Here is a 20,325-nt window from a genome sequence, read left to right as displayed (position 1 = left end):
TCGCCCTCATTCCTTGTCTGCGGCCAATGCGCGCCGCGCCAGATCGATGGCCGCGCGCACCCGCACCGGTGCGGTGCCGCCAAAGCTGGTGCGCGAAGCCACCGACGCCTCGACCCCCAAAACATCCAGCACATCGGCGGTGATCCGCGCATCCACCGCGCGCAATTCATCAAGGCTTAAATCTTCTAAAGCCACGCCCTTTTTTTCGGCATAAAAAACCACCCGGCCGGTGATGTGATGGGCATCGCGAAAGGGCAATCCTGCAGCCCGCACCAGCCAATCGGCCAGATCGGTTGCGGTGGCATAAGCGGCCCCGGCGGCCGCCTTCATCCGCTTTTTATCAACGTCGAGATCGCCGATCATCCCGGTCATCGCGGCAAGCGACAAGGTAAAAGCCTCCACCGCATCAAAAACCGGGGCTTTATCTTCCTGCATATCCTTTGAATAGGCCAAAGGCAGGCCCTTCATCACCATCAACAGGCTTTGATAGGACCCATTCACCCGCCCAAGCTTGGCCCGCACCAATTCTGCGGCATCGGGATTGCGCTTTTGCGGCATGATCGAAGAGCCGGTGGAAAAGCTGTCTGACAATCTGACAAAGCCAAAACCGGCGCTTGTCCAGATCACCAGTTCTTCCGCCAACCGGCTTAAATGCATGGCCGCCAGATTGAGCGCCGCCATCATTTCAAGGGCAAAATCGCGATCCGATACGGCATCAAGGGAATTGGCCGTGGGCCGATCAAAACCCAAAGCCTCGGCCGTCATGCTGCGGTCGATGGGAAAGGAGGTGCCCGCCAAAGCCGCCGAGCCCAAAGGACATTCATTCAGCCGCGCCCGGCAATCCTTGAGACGCCCGCGATCCCGGCGGATCATTTCATAATAAGCCATCAGATGATGGCCAAAAGTCACCGGTTGGGCGGATTGCAGATGAGTAAAGCCGGGCATCAGGGTGGCGCTGTGTTCTTCGGCACGATCCAGAAGAACGCTTTGAAAAGCGGCCAGATCCTGATCCAGCCGATCCAGCGTTTCGCGGGTCCATAATTTGAAATCGGTGGCCACCTGATCATTGCGGGATCGCGCGGTATGCAGGCGCCCGGCGGCCTCGCCGATGATTTCCTTCAGGCGGTGCTCCACATGCATGTGAATATCTTCAAGCGCCGGATCAAAGCGCATCTCACCGCGCGCAATCTCGCCTTCCACCTGATCGAGCCCGGCGAGGATCGCCGCGCCATCGGCCTCGTGCAAAATGCCGCAGGCCACCAGCATCGTGCAATGGGCGCGCGATCCGGCAATATCCTGCCGAAAAAGGGCCTGATCAATCTCGATAGAGGCATTGATCCTTTGCATGATATCCGATGGCCCGCCCGCAAAGCGCCCGCCCCATAAGGCATTGGATTGGCTGGCGGCCGATGCTGCGAGAGGGCTTTGATTGGTGTCGGTTTTTTTGCTAATGTCTGAGGCCATGGATTTCAACTGCGATCGGTTATGATGAACAAATTGGGCTTGTGGATAATTCTGATCGCCGGGGCTTTGGCCCTTGGCGGATGGGCAGCATATGAGATGATCACGCGGGGCGAAAGCGCCGCGATCAATGAAAATGCGGATTCTGTGTCTTTTTCGTCGCAGCTTGCTCGTTTGACCACGGGCGAGATGGCAACATTCGAGGGCCAAACCGAGCCTGTGCCCCTGCCCACCGATCTGATGATGGAAGGCCCCGATGGCCCCCAAAGCCTGAGCGATGAACGCGGGCGGGTTCTGCTGATCAATCTCTGGGCGGAATGGTGCGCCCCCTGCATCGAGGAAATGCCCACCCTGGCAGCTTTGGATGCGCATTTTGGCGGCCCCGATTTCCGGGTTCTGCCGATCTCGATTGATCGCAGCCCGGTGCGTCAGGCTCAGGATGTTTTGGTGAAATTCAAAGCGGGCAGCCTTGAGACATGGGCCGAGCCGAGCATGAAACTGATGGGTGATCTGGGGGTGATCAGCCTGCCCACCACCTTGCTGATCGACCGCGAAGGGCGCGAATTGGGGCGGCTCAACGGCCCGGCCGATTGGAACAGCAAGGAGGCCAGAGCCCTGATCGCCGCCGCCATCAAAAGCACCGGTTGAGGCTATAACCCCATCTGCCATATCCGGCTTTTTCAGGCTTTTTCAGGCTTTTTGCGCCAGCGCAATCACCCGCCGCGTTTCATCCCATAAGCCATAATCATCAAGATGATCGAGCCTGATCCATGCTGCATCCGCAGCATCGCTGGCGGCCTTTGGGGTTCCGGCCATCCAGCGCCCGTGATAATCGATCAGCGTATAATGAAAGGCGTAATCCCCTTTGCCATCGGGCATCAGGCCATCAACGACATCCAAAAGCCCGATAATCTCGATCTCGATGCCGGTTTCTTCATAAACCTCGCGCCGGGCGGCTTCATGGGTGGTTTCGCCCCATTCCTGCGCGCCGCCGGGCAGGCTCCATTCCCCGGCTTTGGGGGGCTTGCCCCGGCGGATCAAAAGCACGCAATCCTCTTTCAAAACCACCACGCCAATGCCGATCAGCGGGCGCTTTAAGGTCGCCATCAGTCGGCAAGGGGATCGGCATGATCATGACGATGAAGCACCACCGCCGCCGTAAAGATGAACAGCAGGCTGATGCCATTGAACACCGCCCCCACCAGAATGGCCAACCGCCCCGGCGTGCCATCTTCGCCGATGAGCGGAATGCTGATCACCCCGCCCAGCAAAGACAAGCCCAAAGGCACGATCACCGACAGCGCCACATAGGGTTTCCAGAAGGCTTTCATCCGTTTTAAAGACCCCGCGATCCCGCCATCCGCAGCCCCCACCGAGACTGCCACCACCGACAGGCAATACGCCAGATAAACCGGCAGCATCCCGGCCACCACCAGCATCACCATCAAGGTGGAAGCCGCCCCTTCGCCAAGGCCTATAAGCCCCGCCACCGCCATCACCAGAATCGAGGCGATGAGCAAGCCGATGACCACCAGAAACTGATAGCCCAAAAGCGCCGCCGTGCGGATCAGGGCCTTGCCATAAGCCGCCAGCAGCCCTTTCGATAAAACCATGCCCCGCCCCATCAGCAGCAGGCGGCTCCATAAAACCGGAATGATCACCGCCAGAAACAGGCTCACCCCCGATTGCACGATCAGCTTCGGGGCAAGATCAGACAACATCGCCATCCCCGCTTCCTGATCGGTTTCCATGGTTTTTTGCCATAAGGTGAGATCGGCCATCATGGGCGAAGCCACGATGGTGCTGAGCACCGCCCATAATACCACAAACAGCACAAAAGCTTCGGCATGGCCACGAATCTGCGCAAAAACAGCCGGGCCAATATCCATCAGGCGCAAGGGCTTTTTCTGGGGGTTATGATCTGGAAGCATCCTCTTTATCCTTTTTCCCGCCACCCCTGATCAGGGGCTTTTCTTTGTAAAATGCGCCACAATGGCCTGTGCCGCGCGTTCTTCATCGGGTTGATCCCCGCGATCAAAGGTTTCATCAAATAACCCGCGCTGCGCGGCTGCATAGCGTGCATGGCGATCATGGGCCTGATCAAGGGCATTGGGCAGATCGGCAAGATGGGTCACCACATCCCCCGCCTGCCACATAACAAAGCTTTCATCCCTTTGCCATGCAGCAATCGCGCGGGGATCAAGAAAAACCGCAGGCCGGGGGCGAAGAAGAAATTCATAAATCTGGCTACTCACATCCCCCAGATAGAGATCGGCCGCATCCAGATAGGTCATATCGATCATCGCATCGCTGCCGGTATCCAGATGCATGTGCGGCTGCCCCCGCCAGCGCCCCAAAGGCCGGGCCCGATGCCGCAGCCAGCGCTGATAGAGCAGGATATGCGGCGCGAAAATCAGATTATAGCGATCTGATCGGCGGAAAAAATCAAGAATATCCCGCCCCCATGGAGCCCATGAGGATTCGCGGCGGCTATAATGGGGATTATAAAGCACGGTGATCCGCTTTTGCGCAAAGCTGGGCGGCGCCACCCCCAGGGATTGCCGCACGGAAAATTTCGGATAGCCGACGATGGCGCAGTTTTCCGCCTTCACCAGACCCGAACTGATCAGGCGATCCGCGATCTTTCGACCCGGGGCGAGAACCAGATCGAAATTCGCCAATTGGGGATAATAGGCGTCTGCCCGATCCCCCGCCCCATGATGGGTATAAACGAATTTAAGATGGGCAAGCTTTTGATGACGCTTCAGGCTGAGGCTGGTTTTCTCGGGCACCACCAGCACATCGAGGGGCCGAAACAGATCGAGATTGGCCTCCAGCGCCGCCTGCTTTCCGGCAAAGGCAAATGGCCGGATCAGGGGATCGGCGAGGCGCGCAATCAGGGGCGCATCAATGATCATGATCTCGACGCGATGGCCGGGATAGCGCTGGGCGATCTTGTCTGCCAGATCGGCCAAAGCCTTGCCGCGCACGAACATGAAAACCCGGTGCCGGGGATAAAGACGCGATAGCGCAAAGGCGGTGGGGGCGGCGTGCAAAAGCTGATGGCCCGCATAATGATTGAATAAAAACCCGATGCGCATCACTTAAGAATCCTGCCTCAAGGCCCCATCGAGCCAGGAGGATAAGGGGTGATTCCGCGCCGCCCGTTCGGCTTGGACAATCTGCACCCCATGCACCGCAAGGCTTGCAATGGTCCACAGCGCCACCCATAAAAAACCGGACGCCGGAGCCCCAAGCAAAAGCCCAAGGCTGAGCAGAATGAGATTGGGATTGCGACGCGAAACAATAAGCCGGAAAAAGCTGTCAAACCGCCGCCAGATATGCAGTTCCAGCTTGAAGCGGGCAATGAAATAGCCTTCAAACAAACGCCCGACAACATAGCCCACAAGGATCACCCAAAGCGCCCAATCCAGCGACGAAAACCCCAGCCATGATGGCTCGGGCCCACTGGTTAAATCACGCCCGAACCCACTGCTCAAGCCATGCGCCCAGGCCCAATACCAGAAGGGCGGATGCACCAGATCGATTCCATGATCAAAGATATTCCCCCATTTCGATGAGGTGAGGGTGGTGCGGGCCAGCTTGCCATCAACGGTATCGAGAAAGGTCATCCCCCAAGCCGCCAACAGGCCGGACGCAAAATCGCCCTGCCAAAAAAACCAGAACGCCGCCAGCACCAAAACAAGGCTGAGGCTTGTGACCATATTGGGGCTGATTTTTAGGGCGGCACAAAGCCGGGTGAGATGAAAAGCCGGCCATGGCCAGACATATTTGGTGACAAAATCCGTCACCCCTTTATAGGAACCGGCAAACAGGCGCTGCTCGGCCTTTTCCCGACCAATGGCCGATATCCGCAGGCAATAGGGGGTTTCGCGCTTGCGCAGGGCCGTGCGATAGGCCGCCCCGATGCTGTCCGGGCTGGCAAGGTCGATGCCTTCGGGCAGGCGGCCCGCACCCTTTATCCAGGCCCGCACGGCATCCTGATGCTGGCCTTTTGAACTGACGCGCCCGGCGCGCGCGCCATCGGCATCAACCGCCCGATCAGACCCGGCCAAAAGCCAATCGATCACCGGGCCATCATAAAGGCAATCTTCATCCATGATCAGCCAATCGCCTGTAGTTGCAGCCTGCGGATCATCCGCCCCGATGACCACGCCATCGCCCCGACGATCTTTGATCATCTTCATGATCCGCTCGCGTCCGCTCAAACCAAACAGCTTGACAGGGGATCGGGCAGGCACAAAATCAAGGGTGATCGGGGCTTTGTCTGCGGTCGTCAAATTCTTATGTCCTTTGTCTGTTCATGGCGGCCCGATCTTCGCCGTCATCTTGTTCAATGTGCCCATCTTATTCGATTAGCCCGGAATGAACCCTCAGCCATGATCACCATCGCCCATCTATCCGATCTGCATTTTGCACCCTTGCCCAAAGTGGCGGCACAAAAGCTGATCAGCAAGCGCATTCTTGGATATCTTTCATGGCATAGAAAGCGCAAGCACGAACATCGCACCGAGGTGCTCGACGCCTTATTAAACGACCTTAAAGCCGATCAACCCGATCATATCTGCGTGACCGGGGATCTCACCAATATCGCCCTTGGGGGTGAATTTGAAACCGCGCGACACTGGCTTTTGCAGGCGGGCCCTGCCGATCATATCAGCATCATCCCCGGTAATCATGATGCTTATGTGGCGGGGGCTTTAGAAGAGGGACTGCCGAAATGGGCCGAATGGGTGACCGGGGATGATGGCCGGATGGGCTTTCCCTATCTGCGCCGCCGGGGCAAACTATCGATCATCGGCACCTCGTCGGCGGTGGCGACCCTGCCCGCCATGGCCAGTGGGCGATTAGGTGAAAAGCAGTTGATGGCTTTGGAAGCCCTGCTGAATGCCGAGCATCAGGCGGGCCAGTTCACCCTGATCATGATCCATCATCCACCCCAGCCCGGTGCGGAAAGCCCGCGCAAGGCGCTGAGCGATGCCAAAGCCTTTCGTGCGATGATCGCCCACTCCGGGGCGGGGCTGATCCTTCATGGCCATACCCATCGGGCTTTAAAGGCCAGCATCAAAGGCCCCGATGGCCCGGTGCCGATTTTGGGCTGCGGGTCATCGTCATCCATCGGCTCGCATAAGGGCCCGGGGCATTATTACCGCCTGACCATCGATCCCTCCGCCAAATCTGATGGGATCCGTGTGGAACATCGCCATTATGACGCCACAAAAAAAGCTTTTTTTCCTTCCAATGCTCTGCATTAGATGTTTCGTTGTGGCTTGTGATCACGCACTTTAAATCACAGGTTTCACGCTTCTATGAATTGCCTAACAGGGTTGGCTAGTCGTAAATGTCATGAAATGGTCATAAAATTTCTTGTGGATCGTCGCTTTCAATAAAAGAACAGGATTGCCGTGAAAGCCATCATTCTCAGCGCGGGTCAGGGCAAACGCCTGTCGCCCTATACCGAACATACGCCCAAATGCCTGCTTAATCTGGGCGGCGGCATTTCTCTTCTGGGCTGGCAATTGGCGCAATTGCTGGAAACCGGGATTGATGACATCGTGGTGGTGACCGGCTTCAAGGCAGACAAGGTGGAGCGTGAAATCGCCGATTTCATCGCCACGCGCCATCAATCCAGCGATCCCGCCTTTTCCATTCGCGCAATCCATAATCCCGATTATGCCAATTCCGATAATTTGCGCAGCGTGTGGTGTGCCCGTGATGAAATGACCGAAGATTTCATCCTGCTCAATGGCGATACCCTGTTTCGCGCCCCGGTGGCCCGCAGCCTGATGGCCCGGCCCGATCAGCCGATCACTCTCACCACATCGCGCAAGGATCGCTATGATACCGATGATATGAAGGTGATCCTGCACGAAAATCTTTTGCGCCATATCGGGAAAACATTGGATGTGAAGGCCGTGGATGCTGAATCCATCGGTATGATCCGCTTCATGAAATCCGGGGTTTCGCTATTTCGCGAGGCGGTTGAACGCATCATCGAGAGCGGTGAAGGCGATCGGCTATGGTATCTTTCGGTGATTGATCGCCTTGCCCATACGCAGGCCATTCATATCGCCGATGTGCCCTCACAAGATTGGTGCGAGGTGGATTTTCCGGTGGACCTGCAAAAAGCCCGCACAGCCATCTCGCTTTGGAACCGCGCCGATCTTGACCACAGCCGGATGGAAGCTTTCGCAGCCAAGGCATCCTGAGCCATCACTCGATCCCGGAATTGACCAAAGAGGGCATGGCGGCCCGCGCTTTTTGACGGGCAAAAACCGCCCGCACCATGGCCAGATCATCCAGGCTATCGATATCGGTGGCGACATCGGCATCGCGCATGATCACCGGCACCGCCAGCAGATCCACCCGGCGACCAAGCCGCCCCAGCGCATCGGCCAGGGTCAACCGCCCGGCCAGCCAATTGAGCAAGCCCCAAACCCCCAAACGCGCCACCAGACGCACCGGCTTTTTGCGATCATGTTCGATGCGCTGCCACAGGGCGATGCCCCGCTCGGCAGCAGGGGCTTTCAGGGCAAACATATTGCACCCGGAAAAAACACCGTCCTTAAAGGCCAGCCGGGTGCGGCGGCCCCGGCGCGGGGGAAGATCCGCGGGATCGGCTTTACGTGCCGCTTCCACCACATCGAGGGGGGCCAAAGCCGCAGCAATATCGGCATCCAGCTTATCGGCCTCATCCAAAAAGCGGCAGACCAGATCACTGGTCAAAAGCGGATGATCGGCGGTGGTGACAAACAGCCGCTCGCCGGGCTTCATCGCCTGCAGAACCGAGAGAACGCTGCCGCTCGGCCCCTCTTTTGATTGATGGCGCAACAACTCCCCCCTGGCGAGACGCGCCGCAAGGCCGGGGGCTTCCCTTTCGATCGGGCAATCATAGGGCAGGCTGATCTGAATATCCGCCATGCGGCCCGACCCCTCAACCGCCCTGATCACATGATCGATCATGGGCCCTTCCCCCACATGGGCGAAAGCCTTGCAGCTCACCTGTTCCGCCTCGGCTACGGGATCACCAGAGGATCGGCGGCCTGAAAGGATCAGCGCGCGATAGGGCAAGGGCGGCATAAAGGGCATCCATTCAAAGGGGAAATCAAGAAGGGGCAAAGGCCATGAAGGTAATGGGTCGAGATATCAGGATGGCGCATCCGAAGTCCTGTGGCGAGGGAAAGCCGCGCGAAGTTCGTCCAGCAGAGCCTCATGAACAGGCCCGTCATCCGGCGGGGCATGAGAAAGATCGGGCAAGCCCGGCCAGCCGGGATCGGTGAAAACATGCCCACCCCATGATCGGGGGCCATCATAGCGCGGCAAAACATGAAAATGCACATGGGGATCAACCATCATCAGCAGCAGCCAATTGATTTTCTGAAAGGCAAAAACCTGCCCCAGCACCTGTTCCACATCGCACACCACCTGATGAAATTCGGCAGCCGCCGCCTGCGACAAGGCGGAAAAGCTTGTCACATCTTCGGTGCAGATCACCACCAAAGCGCCAAGGGTTGCCTGTTTGGGACGAAGCTGCACCATCCAATGATCATAGCTTCGCACAAGGCTTTGCGGATATCCGAATTTCAAGATTGTGGCATGAACCATTGGTGCGCGTCCTTTAGCCAAGAACCATAAGCAAAAAAACAGCTTTTGTCGCGAAAGTGGCACCGCATTGCCGCTTTCCTGTCACAAGCCGGTGCTAAACCCCCCAGCATATCGCTGATTGGGGAGCCTGTGGCCTGCGATCAGTAACCAAAAATTGACGCCAGCATCAAGCCTCCCACTCTGGCAAAGCGCTTGATGAAACCCCATCTACAATCCGGTTTGAGGAGATGCGAAAGCCTCTGAACCGGATGGATTTGTGAAATCGCGCCGACCATCAAGGAGCAAGACCCATGAGCGATGATCAAGCCTTTTATCAGGAAGCAAGCCTCGATAATCTGCTGTCCGACCCCATCTGCAAAACCTTGATGCGCTATGACAGGCTTTCCCCGGGCGATGTGCTGAGCGAAATGCAATCCGCCCGCCGCCGGATCAAACAACAGATCGCGCCCCCCAAAACCCTGAACAAAACCCGGGAAAGATTTCTGACAGCCGCGCTTTGAAGGGTGCCGTATCCGGCTAAATATCTACCGATTGGCTTTCAAGAAAGCTTAAAATGCTGCCCTCATCCACCAATCCTCCTTGGCGGGCGACCTCAACCCCATTGCGAAACACCAAAAGCAATCCGGTGCTTTGAACCTCATGCTTTTCAAGAAAGGCTCCATCGCGATCAAAATCGACCCGAAACAGCCGCGCATCGGGCACCCGCCCTTTATTTTCAAGGGCCGTGAAGCTTTGATGCTGCGCCTCGCATGTAGGGCACCATGAGGCATAGATCTGCACCAGCACCGGATCGCCAGCCTGCAACGCGCCCTCGAAAGCCACCGGTTCATAATCCTGCCATTGCGCCAGCAAAGGATCGGCCCCACGCACATTCATATAAAGCAGCGATCCCAAGGGCGACACGGCCAGAACAGCCCCCAAAACCACCAGTAATAGTGCAAGAATTTTCCCTTTGCCCATCAGCTTTGATCCTTATTGATCCATCAATATTATTTTTGAACACCCGGCCCAGCTTATAAAAGCCGATCTAAGGCCGCAATCCAAATCGGGTCAGGCTTGACTTTCGCCGCACCGCTCGGTGCAAAAGTCCCTGATGATGTCCCAGGCTTCATCCGCGCTTTCCACCATGCGCACCAGATCAAGATCCCGGGCGGCGATCATCCCGCTTTCTGCCAAGGCGGGCAGATTGATGATCCGCTCCCACCAATCGCGGCGATAAAGCAACACCGGCATCGCCTCGATCTTGCCGGTCTGGATCAGGGTCAGGGTTTCAAACAGTTCATCCAGCGTGCCAAAGCCACCGGGGAAACACACCAAAGCCCGGGCGCGCATCAGAAAATGCATCTTGCGAAGCGCAAAATAATGAAACTGAAAGCACAATTCGGGGGTGATATAGGGGTTGGGGGCCTGTTCATGGGGCAGGATGATATTCAGCCCGATGCTTTCCGCCCCCACATCATCGGCCCCCCGATTGCCCGCTTCCATGATCCCCGGTCCGCCCCCGGTCACCACCCGCAAGCGTTCCGGGCAGCCATTTTGCGCCGATGAAATCAACTGCCCCAAACGCCGCGCCGCCGCATAATCGGCGCATCTGGGATCATCGGGGGCAAGATCATCGGGCCTTGATCGGGCGCTGCCGAAAATCACCACGGTGGCCTCCACCCCATGATCCTGCAGCATCAATTCCGCTTTCATCAGTTCAAGCTGCAAGCGCACCGGGCGCAAGTCTTCGCGCTTCATGAAATCAAGATCGCTATAAGCCAGCCCATAGGCAGATGAGCGGGTTTGCGGGGTATCGGGCACCTTTTTGGCCCGGGCCTCATCTTCGCTGGCGGAAGGAAAGGCGGATCGCCGCTGATAGGGTGGCAACATGGCTTGGCTTTCAATGATCGCCCCAATGGCGCATGGGGCATTGAGTGTGGGCGGATTTCATGGCATCGAACGATAAAGCCCCCAGCATAACGGAAAATGATCGGTGCGCGATGACAGAAAATAACAAGGCGGCGGTCCCCGCAAATGACCACCCTCTGGAAACACCCTCTGGCAAATCGGCGGAGACCGAGAATTTTCCCGTGGGATCGCGGCTCATTGCGGCGCATTTGCGGCCCCATGTGGGGCGTTTTTATGCCTTTGCCCGGGCGATTGACGATATCGCCGATAATCCCGATCTCGCCCCCGAAGACAAATGCACCCGGCTCGATATTTTTGCTGCCACGGTCATGGGCGAGGCCTTGGATGAGACCCCCCTCACCGCCCGGCGCCTTCATGAAAGCCTCAAGGAAACCGGCGTGCCGGTGCGCCATTGTCTCGATCTCATTTCCGCTTTCAAGCAGGATGCCGTGCAAAATCGCTATGAAAGCCTTGAGGACCTGATCGATTATTGCAATCGATCCGCCGCCCCCGTGGGCCGCTATCTGCTGGATCTGCATGGCGAAGATCAGGCCTTCTGGCCGATCAGCGATGCTTTGTGCAACAGCTTGCAGATCATCAATCATCTGCAGGATTGCGGCGATGATTTTCGCCAGATGAACCGCCTCTATCTGCCCCAAAGCTATCTGCGCGAAGCGGGTGCGATGGATACGGATCTGGGCAAGGCGAAAACGAGCCCGGCTTTGCGCGTGGTGATCGACCGCCTGATCGACAGCGTGCATGAACTGAATGATCAGGCAGCGCGCCTGCCCAAAGCTTTGACAAGCCGCAGGCTGGCCGCAGAATCGGCGGTGATCCTCAATATCGCCCGGTCGCTGACCACCGAGCTTGCCCGGCGCGATCCTTTGGCCGAGCGCGTGAGGCTCAGCCGCTGGCAAATCGCCATGGCGGCGGGCGGCGGGCTGCTCTCCGCCCTTGTCTCGCGCCCCCAACAACCTTCACCCAAAAAGCCGCAAAGCTGATGGAACTCCTCCTCATTTTATCGCTGATCAGCCTGTTGGCCTGGGCGTATCTGGTGTTTGCCCATCATGGCTTTTGGCGTGCCGATCAGCGCCTGCCCCAAAATACAGGCGCGCCTTTACACAATCTGCCCCCGATTGTGGCCATCATCCCGGCGCGCGATGAGGCCCACAGCATCGCCCGCGCGATCAAAAGCCTGCTCAATCAGCGCTATGAGGGGGATTTTCAGGTCATTCTGGTGGATGATGGCAGCCGGGATGGCACCGCCGCTTTGGCACAGAAAGCCGCCGATGACTGTGCCACGGGCCGATCCCTCACGATCCTGAGCGGACCGCCACTGGCCAAGGGCTGGACCGGGAAATTATGGGCTTTATCCCATGGGGTGGCCAAAGCAGGCGACACGGCCCGCTATCTTTGGCTCACCGATGCCGATGCCGAGCATGGCCCCGATGTGCTGGCGCGGCTGGTGCACAAGGCCGAAAGCGATGATCGCGATCTCGTTTCCCTGATGATCCGGCTGCGGGTTGAAGGCTTCTGGGAAGGCTGGCTGATCCCGGCCTTCATTTTTTTCTTCCAGATGCTTTACCCCTTTCCCGCCATCAATAATCCCAGCCAGAAAACCGCAGGGGCTGCGGGGGGCTGTATTCTCGTTCGCCGCCATCTGCTCGATCAGATCGGTGGGCTGGCTGCCCTGCGCGGTGCGCTGATCGATGATTGCACGCTGGCCGCTAAAATCCGCGATGCGGGCGGGCGTTTATGGCTGGGGCTGGCGGATGACAGCCGCTCTTTGCGCGGCGCCGATGGCTTGAAGCCTTTATGGATGATGGTAAAACGCACCGCCTTCAGCCAATTGCATTTCTCGTCATTTTTGTTGCTTGGCACGATTCTGGGTCTCGCCATCGTTTTTCTGCTTCCCCCCTTTGCCACAGTTGTCGGAATTGTGACCGGGCGGCTCGATCTGATGCTGAGCGGTGCCATGAGCTGGCTTTTGATGATCATTGCCTATCGCCCCACCCTGCGCGATTATCGGCGCAACCCCTTGGAAGCCTTCGGCCTTTGGCTGATTGCCGGGCTTTATGCGATGATGACGGTCCATTCCGCCCTCGATCATTGGCGGGGCAAGGGCAGCCAGTGGAAGGGGCGTGATTATGATCGCCATGGCACCTTAGATAGCCATGAACCGGATGGCGGGCCTTGATTGCCAAGGCTGCACGGGATAATTGCCTTGGTCTGGGCAGGATCAACATGAAGCCATGAGCACCGTGACACCGAAAGCACAGACAACCATCCATGAAGATCGGCGCCGGCTGGCCCAACAGGTACGGGCCGCCGGATCATCTTTTTATTGGGCGATGCGCCTGATGTCGGCAGAGCGCCGTGCCGCGCTGTTTGCCATCTATGCTTTTTGCCGGGATGTGGATGATATTGCCGATGGTCTTCTCTCGAATGGCGACAAGATCACCGCGCTTGCAGCCTGGCGCCAGCGCATCGATGGGCTTTATGATGGCCGGGCGGCCGATGATCCTCTCGATCGTCAGCTCTTGGCCGCGATCGGGGATTTCGGGCTGTTGAAAGAGGATTTCATCGCCGTGATCCGGGGCATGGAAATGGATGCTGAAGGGCCGATCCGGGCGCCATCTTATGAGCAGCTTATCGATTATTGCGATTGCGTGGCATCCGCTGTGGGGCGGCTGTGTGTGCGGGTTTTCGGGGCCCCCGAGGCCGAAGGGCGGCGCTTGTCGGATCATCTGGGCAAGGCCCTGCAACTGACCAATATCATTCGCGATGTGGAAGAAGATGCGGATATGGGGCGGCTTTATCTGCCCCGCGATCTGCTGATTGAAGCCGGGATTCCCGAAACCGATCCCAAAACCGTTGCCCGTGCGCCCGGCCTTTCTTTGGCCCGGCAGGCTTTGGCCAAAGAAGCCGAGGCGGAATTCACCGCCGCCCGGGGCGCGCTCAAGGCCTGCCATGAAGGCGATCTGCGCCCGGCGGCGATCATGATGCATGTGTATCACCAGATTTTTCTGCGGATGCGCGATCAGGGGTTCAAGGCCCCGCACCGATCCGGTTTCGGCCCCCTGATGAGCAAAGGCGAAAAGCTGTGGATCGCGGCCAAGATTGCCCTGGGAGGCCGATCATGGCGCATATCCACATAATCGGTGCCGGCCTGGCGGGGCTGGCGGCGGCCACGCGTTTGGTCGCGTGCGGGCATCAGATCACCCTTTATGAAGCCGCTGCCCGGGCCGGGGGGCGCTGTCGCTCATTTCATGATGAGCAGCTTGGGCTTTTGATCGACAATGGCAATCATCTGATGCTCTCGGGCAATCGATCATTACATGCCTATCTCGATGAAATCGGCGAACGCGATCCGATCAGCGGGGCGACACATCACCTGATCGGGCCAGACGAAGCGCGCTTTCCCTTTTTCGATCTGGAAAGCGGCGAACGCTGGACCCTCGCCCTTGATAAAGGACTGTGGCAGGGCTGGGTTTTTGATCGCAAGCGACGGATTCCGGGCAGCCGGCCGCGCGATTATCTGTCGGCTCTCAGCCTTTTGATGGCGCGCAGGTCTGAACGCATCACCGATCGATTGTCGGTCAATCATCCCCTTTATCGCCGCTTGTGGGAACCTTTGGTGGTAGCGGTGTTGAATTGCGCCCCGGCAGAAGGCTCGGCCCATCTTTTGCGCCGGGTTTTACGCGAAAGTTTTGCCCGTGGCGGTGCCTATTGCCAGCCCCGCATGGCGCGCCTGAGCCTTGCCCACTGCCTGATCGATCCGGCTCTGGAAAAGCTGCAAAAAGCCGGTGCCACCATTCGCTTCCACAGCCGCATCAACCGCCTTGATCTGGCTGATGGGCGGCTTCAGGCCCTCCATCTTGGGGATGAGCTGATCCCGCTCGGGGCCGAGGATCAGGCAATCTGCGCCACCCCCGCCCCGATTGCCCGCACCCTGCTGCCTGATCTTTCCACCCCGCCCGATGGCGAGGCCATCGTCAATATCCATTTCCGGCTCCCCCCCAAGGCGGCCGATCCGGTGCAGGATGGTGCATCGGTCGAGATCATCGGCCTTGTGGGTGGGCTGTCGCAGTGGATTTTCCTGCGTGATGAACTTGCCTCCGTCACCATTTCAGCGGCCAATGAGGTTGCCCGAAGGCCCGCCGATGAGATCGCCCGCATCTGCTGGGGCGAAGTGAGCCGGGCCTTGCAACTTAGCGATCAGCCCCTGCCGCCCTTTCGGGTGATCAAGGAAAAGCGCGCGACCTTTGCCGCCACCCCCGAAGCCGACGCTCTGCGCCCCCGTGCCGCCACGCAATGGGCCAATCTGGTGCTGGCCGGAGACTGGACAGCCACCGGCCTGCCATCGACCATCGAGGGGGCCATTCGCTCGGGCCATAAGGCGGCCCATATATGCCTTCAGAAAAGTCGGGCTTTTCAACAGCACAAACCGCCCTTAAATAACCAACACACATATAATGCGGGATCGGGCCAAGAGGCAAAGGCGCCCATCCAAAGCGGAGTGAGAACGACGTGAGGAGTGAAGCGTTAAAACAAACAAACGTGGATGATCGCCTTGATCAGGTGATCGGTGACGCCCTGACCACGCTCAAAACCCGTCAGCAAAAGGATGGGCATCTGGTTTTCGATCTGGAGGCCGATGCCACGATTCCGGCGGAATATATCTTTCTCAATCATTTTCTGGATGAACGCGAGCCCGAACTGGAACAAAAGCTGGCGCGCTATATCCGGTCGATTCAGCAAGATGGCGGGGGCTGGCCGCTTTATCATGGGGGGGCGCCGGATATTTCCGCCAGCGTCAAGGCCTATTTCGCCCTGAAGCTTACCGGCGATGATCCCGATGCGCCGCATATGAAAAAAGCGCGGGCGCTGATCAAAAATCTGGGCGGGGCCGAAAAAACCAATGTATTTACCCGCTATGCCCTTGCCTTGTTTGGCGAAGTGCCATGGCGTGCGGTGCCGGTGATGCCGGTGGAACTGATGCTGATGCCTCGCTGGTTTCCCGCCAATATGTGGCGTTTTTCCTATTGGTCGCGCACAGTGATCGCGCCCCTGCTGATTTTGGCTGCCTTAAAGCCCCGGGCCATCAATCCCACCGATACCCATATCCGGGAATTATTTATCACCCCCCCGGAATTGATCAGGGATTGGCAGCAGAACCCCACCGGTCGCTGGACCGGCAAGGCCTTTTTGCAGCTTGATAAAATCCTGCAAAAGCTGGAGCCGCATTTCCCCGCCAAAACCCGCCGCAAAGCCATCGAGCGGGCGCTTGCCTTTTTTACCGAACGGCTGAATGGCGAGGATGGTTTGGGGGCGATCTTCCCCGCTATGGCCAATTCGGTGATGGCGATGGAGGCTTTGGGCTATCCCAAGGATCATGAAGCCCTGGTCACCGCCAAGGAATCGATCCGCCTGCTGGTAACGGACGGCGAAGGCGAAAGCTTTGTGCAGCCTTGTCTGTCGCCGATCTGGGATACCAGCCTGAGCCTTCATGCCCTGCTCGAATCGGGGGAAGCCCCGGCGGGCGAAACCGTGAAAGCGGCAGGCGATTGGCTGGCGTCCAAACAGATTTTGGATGTGAAGGGCGATTGGGCGCTGAAGGCCCCCGATCTGCGCCCCGGCGGCTGGGCTTTTCAATATAACAATGATCATTATCCCGATGTGGATGATACCGCCGTGGTGGCCATGGCTTTGCATCGCACTCAGGATCCCGGCTATAAGCAGGCCATTGATCGCGCCGAAGAATGGATCATCGGCATGCAAAGCAGCAATGGCGGCTGGGGTGCGTTCGATATCGATAATCATGATGATTATCTCAATCATATCCCCTTCGCCGATCATGGGGCCCTGCTCGATCCACCCACCGAGGATGTTTCGGCCCGCTGCCTCAGCTTTTTGGGCCAGCTTGGCCATGATCAAAGCCATGAAGCCGTAGCGCGCGGTGTTGCCTATCTCAAAAAGCTGCAAGAAGACGATGGCTGCTGGTACGGGCGCTGGGGCACCAATTATATCTATGGCACCTGGTCGGTTCTGGCGGCGCTCAATGCCGTGGGCGAGGATATGACCGCACCTTATGTGCGCAAAGCCGTGGAATGGCTGAAAGTCCGGCAAAATCCCGATGGCGGCTGGGGTGAATCGGGCGATAGCTATTATGACGACAAAAAACGCGATCCCGCGCCCAGCACGCCTTCCCAAACATCATGGGCCCTTTTGGGCCTGATGGCCGCTGGCGAAACCGAAGACGAATGCGTTGCCCGCGGCATTGGCTGGCTTTTGGATCATCCCCGCACCAAGGATGGCCGCTGGGAAGAACCCTGGTATAATGCCGTGGGCTTTCCCCGGGTTTTTTATCTGCGCTATCATGGCTATAGTCATTATTTCCCGATCTGGGCGCTGTCGCGCTATCGGGTGTTGAGCCGATCCAATGATAAAAGCGTGCAATGGGGCATGTGATGCAACAGCAGGCAGCACAAACATCATGGCTTTAGAACGCGCCTCCTATCGCAGCCTTGTGGGCATTTTGGGGCTGGTGCTCGGGCTGGTGATCTATGCCCTTGGGATCATCCAGATCGGGGTGCATCTGTCTTTGGCATCGCTTTGGCTGCAAACACCCTTTTATGTCTTTGCCGGGCTTTTATGGCTGTGGCCCGCGCGCTGGCTGCTCAGATGGATTGGCAAGGGCCGCAGCAGCAGCGATAAAAAGGGCTAAACGGCCGGTTCTGAAGCTTTTTCAAAAGGAAGCACATCATGGCCAGCAGAGCTTTATCCGTTGATGCAATCCTGTTCGATGTTTTCGGCACCATGGTCGATCATGATAGCGCTTTGCTGGAAACGCAGGCAGAGCTTGGGGATGGTGCGCGGGAACTTGCCGATCTGTGGCGACGCAAGCAGCTTGAATATAGCTGGCTGCGCAGCCTGATGAACCGCCCTGCCGATTTTTCCGATGTCACCCAAGATGCCCTTGATTATGCTCTGGCGGCCTTGGGCCTGCCCGGCGATTGGCGCGATAAAATGATGGCCAGCTATCAAAAGCTTTCGGCTTTTGATGATGTGGCCCCTGCTTTGTGCGCCTTGGCGGATTTGCCCGCATCCCTTGCCCTGCGCCGGGCCGTTTTATCCAATGGCAGCCCCGCCATGCTGACATCGGTTTTGACATCCTGCGCGATCATTGATCATTTCGAAGCCCTGATCTCGGCCCGCGATGCCGGCGTTTTCAAGCCGCACCCTCTTGTTTATCAACTGGCCTGTGATCGCCTGCATCTTGATCGCCACCGGCTGTGCCTTGTGTCCTCGAATGGTTGGGATATTGCCGGGGCCGCGGCTTTCGGCTTCAAAACCATTTGGGTCAATCGTCATGATGATGCCATCGAACGCTTGCCCGCCCGGCCCGATCATATCATCAGGGATCTCAGCGCCCTGCCCGCCCTTTTGGGGGCCTGAACATTGGTTTGAACGCCGGCCTGAACGCCGGCCTGAACGCCGGTTTGAACGCCGGTTCGCGGCGCTCATAACTTACGTCATCAACTTGCGCCGCGCCGGACGGAGGTCAGCAAAAAAAGATTGACCGCAAAGCTAGCCCGGAAAGCGATAATCGCGGAACTGTTCACGCAGGGCCATTTTATGGATTTTGCCGGTGGCGGTATGGGGGATGCTATCACGGCACACCACATCATCGGGCATCCACCATTTCACCACCCGCCCGTGCAGATAGGCCAGCATGTCATCCTTGCTGATGCTTTTCCCCGGTTCGGGCACGATAATGAGCAAGGGGCGTTCATCCCATTTGGGATGCGCGATCCCGATCACCGCCGCTTCCCGCACATCCGGGTGGCCCACGGCAGCATTTTCAAGATCGATGGAGCTGATCCATTCCCCTCCGGATTTGATCACATCTTTCGAGCGATCGGTGATCTGCATGAAGCCATAGGGATCGATTTGCGAGACATCGCCGGTATCGAAAAATCCATCCATATCAAGAATATCGTCATCACGATTGAAATAGGCTTTGGCCGTCCACGGTCCGCGCACCTGCAAATGCCCCGATGCCTTGCCATCATGGGGCAGGATATGACCTTCAGAATCGACGATGCGCAGTTCAACGCCAAAAACAGCCCGGCCCTGCTTGCACTGCACATCCATCCGGCCATCGAAATCGAGTTCGGCGGTCTGGGCATTATGGGTGCCCACGGTGCCCAATGGGCTTAATTCGGTCATCCCCCAGGCATGGCAGACCCGCACATCATAATCGCGCTCGAACGCTTCGATCATCGAACGCGGGGCCGCCGAGCCGCCGATGGTGACCTTCTTGAGATAAGGCAAGGATTTGCCGCTGGCCCGCAGATAGGTGAGCAAAGCCAGCCACACGGTTGGCACCGCAGCGGTCACACTCACCCGTTCGCTATCCAGAAGGGTCCACATGGTTTCGGGATCATGATGGGGGCCATTCAGCACCAGCTTTGCCCCCACCATCGCTGCCAGATAGGGCACGCCCCAGCTATTGGCATGAAACATCGGCACCACCGGCAAAACCGCATCCCGGGCGCTGACCCCCAGCGTATCGGTGGCGGCGGCGGCAAAGGTATGCAAAACATTCGACCGATGTGAATATAAAACACCTTTTGGATCGCCTGTCGTTCCGGATGTATAACAAAGCCCGGCGGCGGTGTTTTCATCCAGATCGGGCCATGGATAGGCCCCATCTTCATGGGCAATGAGATCTTCATAGCACAAAGGATTGGGAATTTTGGTGGCAGCGGGCATATGCGCCCGATCCGTCATGATGATGAAATGTTCGATGGTTTGAAGCTGATCGAGCAGGGGTTCGATCAGCGGAATGAAAGTGAGATCAAGGCAGAGCACCTTATCGCCGGCATGATTGGCGATATAGGTGATCTGTTCGGCAAAAAGGCGCGGATTGATGGTATGTGCCACCGCCCCCATGCCCGAGACCCCGAACCACAGTTCCACATGCCGCCATGTGTTCCACGCCAGCGTGCCCACACGATCCCCAAGCCCCACCCCTAAGCGCTGCAAAGCCTGCGCCAATTTTTTTGATCGCAGATGCAATTCCCGGTAATTGGTGCGATGAACCGGCCCTTCAACGGAATAGGTGACAATTTCCCGTTCGGGATGGGCCCGTGCGGCATGGTCGATCAATTTCGATTGCAAAAGCGGCCAATCCTGCATCAATCCTTGCATCATACTCCCCTTCTTGATCCATCAATTCTTGTGATCCTTGGGCCTGATTGTAGGCACTTGGCCAAAGGGCGCAATCGAAACACGCATGGCCTCCCACTGCTGTGAGGATGGGCTGCGAGGATGGGATGCGAG

At 57.8% G+C, this 20,325-nt stretch carries 21 protein-coding genes; 11 read left to right on the top strand and 10 right to left on the bottom strand.

Features of this window, described 5'->3' with window-relative positions:
* Positions 1–6: 6 nt before the first annotated feature.
* On the bottom strand, positions 7–1,464 hold the full coding sequence (argH, locus tag QK300_RS05495) for an argininosuccinate lyase (RefSeq protein ID WP_281300732.1): 1,458 nt from the start codon (positions 1,462–1,464) through the stop codon (positions 7–9).
* Positions 1,465–1,485: 21 nt separating this feature from the next.
* Between argH and QK300_RS05490 the strand changes: the two genes are divergently transcribed.
* Positions 1,486–2,109, top strand: coding sequence for a TlpA disulfide reductase family protein (locus tag QK300_RS05490; RefSeq protein ID WP_281300733.1), 624 nt, complete (start codon positions 1,486–1,488; stop codon positions 2,107–2,109).
* Between the two features lie 42 nt (positions 2,110–2,151).
* Here the strand turns inward: QK300_RS05490 and QK300_RS05485 are convergent, their stop codons facing one another.
* Genes QK300_RS05485 through QK300_RS05470 form a run of 4 tightly spaced genes read right to left on the bottom strand, consistent with a single transcriptional unit; the run spans position 2,152 to position 5,762 of the window.
* Complete coding sequence (locus QK300_RS05485) at positions 2,152–2,568, bottom strand: NUDIX domain-containing protein (protein WP_281300734.1); 417 nt, start codon at positions 2,566–2,568, stop codon at positions 2,152–2,154.
* The gene (locus QK300_RS05480; RefSeq protein WP_281300735.1) at positions 2,568–3,392 is read right to left on the bottom strand and encodes a hypothetical protein; all 825 of its coding nucleotides are present in this window, start codon (positions 3,390–3,392) and stop codon (positions 2,568–2,570) included. The genes QK300_RS05485 and QK300_RS05480 overlap by 1 nt, the downstream gene beginning before the upstream one ends.
* Positions 3,393–3,422: 30 nt before the next feature.
* Positions 3,423–4,562: a hypothetical protein gene (locus QK300_RS05475; protein ID WP_281300736.1), complete on the bottom strand. Its 1,140-nt coding sequence runs from the start codon at positions 4,560–4,562 to the stop codon at positions 3,423–3,425.
* A 3-nt stretch (positions 4,563–4,565) separates the two neighbouring features.
* The gene (locus tag QK300_RS05470; protein ID WP_281300737.1) at positions 4,566–5,762 is read right to left on the bottom strand and encodes a CDP-alcohol phosphatidyltransferase family protein; all 1,197 of its coding nucleotides are present in this window, start codon (positions 5,760–5,762) and stop codon (positions 4,566–4,568) included.
* A gap of 99 nt (positions 5,763–5,861) precedes the next feature.
* On the opposite strand from QK300_RS05470, the gene QK300_RS05465 reads away from it, so the two are divergent.
* A complete protein-coding gene (locus QK300_RS05465) occupies positions 5,862–6,737 on the top strand; it encodes a metallophosphoesterase (protein ID WP_281300738.1) in 876 nt (291 codons plus the stop codon).
* A gap of 150 nt (positions 6,738–6,887) precedes the next feature.
* Positions 6,888–7,691, top strand: coding sequence for a phosphocholine cytidylyltransferase family protein (locus QK300_RS05460; protein WP_281300739.1), 804 nt, complete (start codon positions 6,888–6,890; stop codon positions 7,689–7,691).
* Between the two features lie 4 nt (positions 7,692–7,695).
* On the opposite strand, the gene QK300_RS05455 is transcribed toward QK300_RS05460, so the two are convergent.
* Together QK300_RS05455 and QK300_RS05450 are read right to left on the bottom strand one after the other, a co-directional pair.
* Positions 7,696–8,562, bottom strand: a complete 867-nt coding sequence (locus tag QK300_RS05455; RefSeq protein ID WP_281300740.1) for a nucleotidyltransferase family protein — start codon at positions 8,560–8,562, stop codon at positions 7,696–7,698.
* 66 nt (positions 8,563–8,628) lie between these two features.
* Positions 8,629–9,087, bottom strand: a complete 459-nt coding sequence (locus QK300_RS05450) for an HIT family protein (RefSeq protein ID WP_281300741.1) — start codon at positions 9,085–9,087, stop codon at positions 8,629–8,631.
* Between the two features lie 290 nt (positions 9,088–9,377).
* Between QK300_RS05450 and QK300_RS05445 the strand changes: the two genes are divergently transcribed.
* Positions 9,378–9,587, top strand: coding sequence for a hypothetical protein (locus QK300_RS05445; protein ID WP_281300742.1), 210 nt, complete (start codon positions 9,378–9,380; stop codon positions 9,585–9,587).
* Between the two features lie 16 nt (positions 9,588–9,603).
* Here QK300_RS05445 and QK300_RS05440 read toward each other — a convergent pair whose 3' ends face one another.
* Positions 9,604–10,047: a thioredoxin family protein gene (locus QK300_RS05440; protein ID WP_281300743.1), complete on the bottom strand. Its 444-nt coding sequence runs from the start codon at positions 10,045–10,047 to the stop codon at positions 9,604–9,606.
* A gap of 90 nt (positions 10,048–10,137) precedes the next feature.
* Positions 10,138–10,959 carry an LOG family protein gene (locus QK300_RS05435; protein WP_281300744.1) on the bottom strand — a complete coding sequence of 274 codons (822 nt, stop codon included), beginning with the start codon at positions 10,957–10,959 and terminating at the stop codon, positions 10,138–10,140.
* A gap of 110 nt (positions 10,960–11,069) precedes the next feature.
* Here QK300_RS05435 and hpnC point away from each other — a divergent pair, with 110 nt between their 5' ends.
* Genes hpnC through QK300_RS05400 form a run of 7 tightly spaced genes read left to right on the top strand, consistent with a single transcriptional unit; the run spans position 11,070 to position 18,435 of the window.
* Entirely contained in the window at positions 11,070–11,978 is a 909-nt protein-coding gene (gene hpnC, locus QK300_RS05430) for a squalene synthase HpnC (RefSeq protein WP_281300745.1), read from the top strand.
* Positions 11,978–13,174 (top strand): glycosyltransferase, encoded by a 1,197-nt coding sequence (locus QK300_RS05425; protein ID WP_281300746.1) that lies wholly within the window; start codon positions 11,978–11,980, stop codon positions 13,172–13,174. Before hpnC ends, QK300_RS05425 begins: the two co-directional genes overlap by 1 nt.
* A 55-nt stretch (positions 13,175–13,229) precedes the next feature.
* A complete protein-coding gene (gene hpnD / locus QK300_RS05420; RefSeq protein WP_281300747.1) occupies positions 13,230–14,135 on the top strand; it encodes a presqualene diphosphate synthase HpnD in 906 nt (301 codons plus the stop codon).
* Positions 14,117–15,511, top strand: a complete 1,395-nt coding sequence (hpnE, locus tag QK300_RS05415) for a hydroxysqualene dehydroxylase HpnE (RefSeq protein ID WP_281300748.1) — start codon at positions 14,117–14,119, stop codon at positions 15,509–15,511. Before hpnD ends, hpnE begins: the two co-directional genes overlap by 19 nt.
* Positions 15,512–15,537: 26 nt before the next feature.
* Complete coding sequence (shc, locus tag QK300_RS05410) at positions 15,538–17,448, top strand: squalene--hopene cyclase (RefSeq protein ID WP_281300749.1); 1,911 nt, start codon at positions 15,538–15,540, stop codon at positions 17,446–17,448.
* Between the two features lie 25 nt (positions 17,449–17,473).
* Entirely contained in the window at positions 17,474–17,704 is a 231-nt protein-coding gene (locus tag QK300_RS05405) for a DUF2842 domain-containing protein (RefSeq protein ID WP_281300750.1), read from the top strand.
* 38 nt (positions 17,705–17,742) lie between these two features.
* On the top strand, positions 17,743–18,435 hold the full coding sequence (locus QK300_RS05400) for a haloacid dehalogenase type II (RefSeq protein ID WP_281300751.1): 693 nt from the start codon (positions 17,743–17,745) through the stop codon (positions 18,433–18,435).
* A gap of 132 nt (positions 18,436–18,567) precedes the next feature.
* Here the strand turns inward: QK300_RS05400 and QK300_RS05395 are convergent, their stop codons facing one another.
* Entirely contained in the window at positions 18,568–20,193 is a 1,626-nt protein-coding gene (locus QK300_RS05395; protein ID WP_348651833.1) for a long-chain-fatty-acid--CoA ligase, read from the bottom strand.
* Positions 20,194–20,325: the final 132 nt, after the last annotated feature.

The sequence above is a fragment of the Iodidimonas sp. MBR-22 genome (assembly GCF_029946565.1).
GTDB classification, from domain to species: Bacteria; Pseudomonadota; Alphaproteobacteria; order Sphingomonadales; family Rhodothalassiaceae; genus Iodidimonas; species Iodidimonas nitroreducens.
The sequence above is the reverse complement of the archived record's forward strand: the minus strand, read 5'-3'. Positions and strand labels throughout refer to the sequence as shown.

What these genes read in the sequence shown, in the direction of transcription:
- argH (WP_281300732.1), bottom strand. Translation starts at nt 1,464, where the DNA reads ATGGCCTCAGACATTAGCAAAAAAACCGACACCAATCAAAGCCCTCTC.
- QK300_RS05490 (WP_281300733.1), top strand. Translation starts at nt 1,486, where the DNA reads ATGATGAACAAATTGGGCTTGTGGATAATTCTGATCGCCGGGGCTTTG.
- QK300_RS05485 (WP_281300734.1), bottom strand. Translation starts at nt 2,568, where the DNA reads ATGGCGACCTTAAAGCGCCCGCTGATCGGCATTGGCGTGGTGGTTTTG.
- QK300_RS05480 (WP_281300735.1), bottom strand. Translation starts at nt 3,392, where the DNA reads ATGCTTCCAGATCATAACCCCCAGAAAAAGCCCTTGCGCCTGATGGAT.
- QK300_RS05475 (WP_281300736.1), bottom strand. Translation starts at nt 4,562, where the DNA reads ATGCGCATCGGGTTTTTATTCAATCATTATGCGGGCCATCAGCTTTTG.
- QK300_RS05465 (WP_281300738.1), top strand. Translation starts at nt 5,862, where the DNA reads ATGATCACCATCGCCCATCTATCCGATCTGCATTTTGCACCCTTGCCC.
- QK300_RS05455 (WP_281300740.1), bottom strand. Translation starts at nt 8,562, where the DNA reads ATGCCGCCCTTGCCCTATCGCGCGCTGATCCTTTCAGGCCGCCGATCC.
- QK300_RS05450 (WP_281300741.1), bottom strand. Translation starts at nt 9,087, where the DNA reads ATGGTTCATGCCACAATCTTGAAATTCGGATATCCGCAAAGCCTTGTG.
- QK300_RS05445 (WP_281300742.1), top strand. Translation starts at nt 9,378, where the DNA reads ATGAGCGATGATCAAGCCTTTTATCAGGAAGCAAGCCTCGATAATCTG.
- QK300_RS05440 (WP_281300743.1), bottom strand. Translation starts at nt 10,047, where the DNA reads ATGGGCAAAGGGAAAATTCTTGCACTATTACTGGTGGTTTTGGGGGCT.
- QK300_RS05435 (WP_281300744.1), bottom strand. Translation starts at nt 10,959, where the DNA reads ATGTTGCCACCCTATCAGCGGCGATCCGCCTTTCCTTCCGCCAGCGAA.
- hpnC (WP_281300745.1), top strand. Translation starts at nt 11,070, where the DNA reads ATGACAGAAAATAACAAGGCGGCGGTCCCCGCAAATGACCACCCTCTG.
- QK300_RS05425 (WP_281300746.1), top strand. Translation starts at nt 11,978, where the DNA reads ATGGAACTCCTCCTCATTTTATCGCTGATCAGCCTGTTGGCCTGGGCG.
- hpnD (WP_281300747.1), top strand. Translation starts at nt 13,230, where the DNA reads ATGAGCACCGTGACACCGAAAGCACAGACAACCATCCATGAAGATCGG.
- hpnE (WP_281300748.1), top strand. Translation starts at nt 14,117, where the DNA reads ATGGCGCATATCCACATAATCGGTGCCGGCCTGGCGGGGCTGGCGGCG.
- QK300_RS05405 (WP_281300750.1), top strand. Translation starts at nt 17,474, where the DNA reads ATGGCTTTAGAACGCGCCTCCTATCGCAGCCTTGTGGGCATTTTGGGG.
- QK300_RS05400 (WP_281300751.1), top strand. Translation starts at nt 17,743, where the DNA reads ATGGCCAGCAGAGCTTTATCCGTTGATGCAATCCTGTTCGATGTTTTC.
- QK300_RS05395 (WP_348651833.1), bottom strand. Translation starts at nt 20,193, where the DNA reads ATGCAAGGATTGATGCAGGATTGGCCGCTTTTGCAATCGAAATTGATC.